We start from the raw sequence: 2,768 nt of genomic DNA, 5'->3' as shown, positions 1-2,768 counted from the left end.
CACCATGAACAATGGCGGCAAGATCGCCATTCTGGGCATCGCGCCGACCGGCTTCGAGATCGACTGGAACAAGGTCATCTTCAAGATGCTGCATCTCAAGGGCATCTACGGCCGCGAGATGTTCGAAACCTGGTACAAGATGATCGCGCTTGTGCAGGGCCCGCTGGATGTCTCCGGCCTGATTACCCACCGCATCGGCATCGACGATTTTCAGGCCGGCTTCGATGCGATGCGCAGCGGCAGTTCCGGCAAGGTGGTGATGGACTGGTAGATGCCGCCTAGCGCAGGATTCTGTTTTTCATCAACCATTTCACGGAGCGGGGCCACGCGTGGTTCGCACCCATGCGAAGATCGGTAAACCCCTCCGAAACATGTCTCCCGGTTTCGGCGTCAAGGATGCGAATGAACATAGTATGTTCTGTTCGGTTGACGCGCGTTACGACGCCAAGCAAGGCAAGCGACGCGCCGTGCTCCTTGGCAATCGGGCCTTCACAGCCAGCGCAGTTGCGCAATCCGTGCGGCGCAGCAGCCTGTGTATCCCTCGCCGGCACATCAATTACTGTAAAGCGCCCAGACTGGGAGAGCATGTCCTTTGCAACTTGTGCCGATTCCGACAGATAGCGCCTGTCATATTCATCCGGGGGAATTATTCCCGCCCCGGCGCTCTTGTCCTCCAATTCGAAAGGGAACACTTCGATCGACATCGGCTTTGTCTGCTGGGCCTGCGCAGATGTGCAGGTGCCTACAAGTAGCGTCACCAGGACACTTAATGCGCGAATGCTCATCGTAGTCCTCCCGTCGGTGTAATGGGCATTATACGCGGCCTGACAACGCAAATCACGAACAAATCGAAGGCAATGCTATGCTTTGGCTGTGGTGGGAGCTCCCACGCAGTCTCGCTCGAACTCCGTCGTTCAGAGTGATTGGCTTGATCTTGGACTAACCCTTGCTCGGGACCAGACTGGTCTCCAATGCAGCCAGTCCGCTGGTGATCGCCGTGCGCTCTTCAGCGCTGAGCCTTGCCAGCAAATCCCGTTTGAACGCCTTGGCCAGCGGCACCATCTCGCGATAGGCGGCAAGTCCCGTTCCGGTCAGCGTCAGATGTTCGATACGGCGGTCTTTTTCGTCCGGTTTTCGCGTCAGCCAGCGACGCCGTTCGAGCTCGGCGACAGCGCGCGAAACCTTTGTCTTGTGCATGGCCGATTGCTCACCGATTGCAGACGCCGTCATCGTTCCATGCTGCCCCAGCCCCGAAAGGGTGCGCCATTCCGGCCGCGTCAGGCCGTGGCTATCCTTGTAGATCCGCGAAAATTCGCGGCTGACGGCATCGGCAAGCCGGTAGAGCCGGTAGGGCAGGAAATTTTCCAGATTGAGAATTTCAGGCGCGTCGGACGCTTCGCTCTTGATCGCCATTTTTCAAAGCCGCCATTGATGGTTACATTTTCAATGGTTACAAATGAAACCAGTTTGGTCAATTGAGATTCATTCCGGGGAGGAAGCAATGGCCTTTTCCTACATGCCGGGTTTCGGCAACGACTTCGAAACCGAGACGCTGCCCGATTCGCTGCCACAAGGACGGAACTCCCCGCAGCGGCCGGCCTACGGCCTCTATGCCGAGCAGCTTTCGGGCTCGCCCTTCACCGCCCCGCGCGGCACCAATGAGCGCTCTTGGCTCTACCGGATCCGGCCAAGCGTCAAGCACACTGGCCGCTTCAAGCCTGCGAGCTATCCCTTGTGGAAGAGTGCGCCCAATGTCGGCGATCATGAGTTGGCGCTTGGCCAATACCGCTGGAATCCGGTGCCGATGCCGAAAGAGCCGACCGATTTTATCGCCGGCATGCGCAGCATCACCACCGCCGGCGACGTGCTCGGCCAGACCGGCATGGCGGCACACGTCTATGTCGCCAACCGCTCGATGGTCGACGACCATTTCTTCAACTCCGACGGTGAATTGCTGGTCGTGCCGCAGGTCGGCGCCTTGCGCTTCGTCACCGAAATGGGCGTCATTGAGCTGCGGCCCGGCGAGATCGCGGTGCTGCCACGCGGTCTGGTCTTCAAGGTCGAGCTGGTCGACAAGGAAGTGCGCGGCTACGTCTGCGAGAACTACGGCGCCAAGTTGAAGCTGCCCGACCGCGGCCCGATCGGCGCCAACTGCCTGGCCAATCCGCGCGATTTCAAGACGCCTTGCGCCTGGTTCGAGGAGAAGGAAACGCCGTGCCGGCTGACGGTGAAATGGTGCGGCAATTTCCATGTCACCGAGATCGGCCATTCGCCGCTGGACGTCGTTGCCTGGCACGGCAATTACGCCCCCTACAAATATGATCTGGCTACCTTTTCGCCTGTCGGCGCGCTGCTGTTCGACCATCCCGACCCGTCCATCTTCACTGTGCTGACGGCACCCAGCGGCGAGGAGGGCACGGCCAATATCGACTTCGTCATCTTCCCGCCACGCTGGCTGGTGGCCGAAGATACCTTCCGGCCGCCCTGGTACCACCGCAACATCATGAGCGAGTTCATGGGCCTGATCCATGGCCAGTACGACGCCAAGGAAGAAGGCTTTGTGCCCGGCGGCATCAGTCTGCACAATCTGATGCTGGCCCATGGGCCGGATGCGCCTGGCTTCGAAAAGGCCTCGCGCGCGGACCTGAAACCGGTCAAGCTCGACAACACCATGGCGTTCATGTTCGAGACCCGATTTCCGCAAATGCTGACCCGCTACGGCGCCGAACTCGAAACCCGGCAGGACAATTACATCGACCGCTGGGCGG

3 protein-coding genes and 1 pseudogene are annotated in these 2,768 nt (G+C 59.8%); 2 read left to right on the top strand and 2 right to left on the bottom strand.

Annotated features, from left to right (window positions below):
* Positions 1 to 271, top strand: a pseudogene (tdh, locus tag EN750_RS27890) (L-threonine 3-dehydrogenase); the annotation flags it as partial.
* Between the two features lie 7 nt (positions 272 to 278).
* Here tdh and EN750_RS27885 read toward each other — a convergent pair.
* Positions 279 to 785, bottom strand: a complete 507-nt coding sequence (locus tag EN750_RS27885; RefSeq protein WP_127398629.1) for a DUF2380 domain-containing protein — start codon at positions 783 to 785, stop codon at positions 279 to 281.
* Between the two features lie 154 nt (positions 786 to 939).
* Positions 940 to 1,413, bottom strand: coding sequence for a MarR family transcriptional regulator (locus EN750_RS27880; RefSeq protein ID WP_127398627.1), 474 nt, complete (start codon positions 1,411 to 1,413; stop codon positions 940 to 942).
* A gap of 88 nt (positions 1,414 to 1,501) precedes the next feature.
* Between EN750_RS27880 and hmgA the strand changes: the two genes are divergently transcribed.
* Positions 1,502 to 2,768 (top strand): homogentisate 1,2-dioxygenase (gene hmgA / locus EN750_RS27875; RefSeq protein WP_127398625.1); only part of this gene is annotated, 1,267 nt, incomplete at its 3' end.

The sequence above is a fragment of the Mesorhizobium sp. M7A.F.Ca.ET.027.03.2.1 genome (assembly GCF_003999175.1).
In the GTDB taxonomy this organism is placed as follows: domain Bacteria; phylum Pseudomonadota; class Alphaproteobacteria; order Rhizobiales; family Rhizobiaceae; genus Mesorhizobium.
This window is presented reverse-complemented; position numbering and strand designations above follow the sequence as displayed.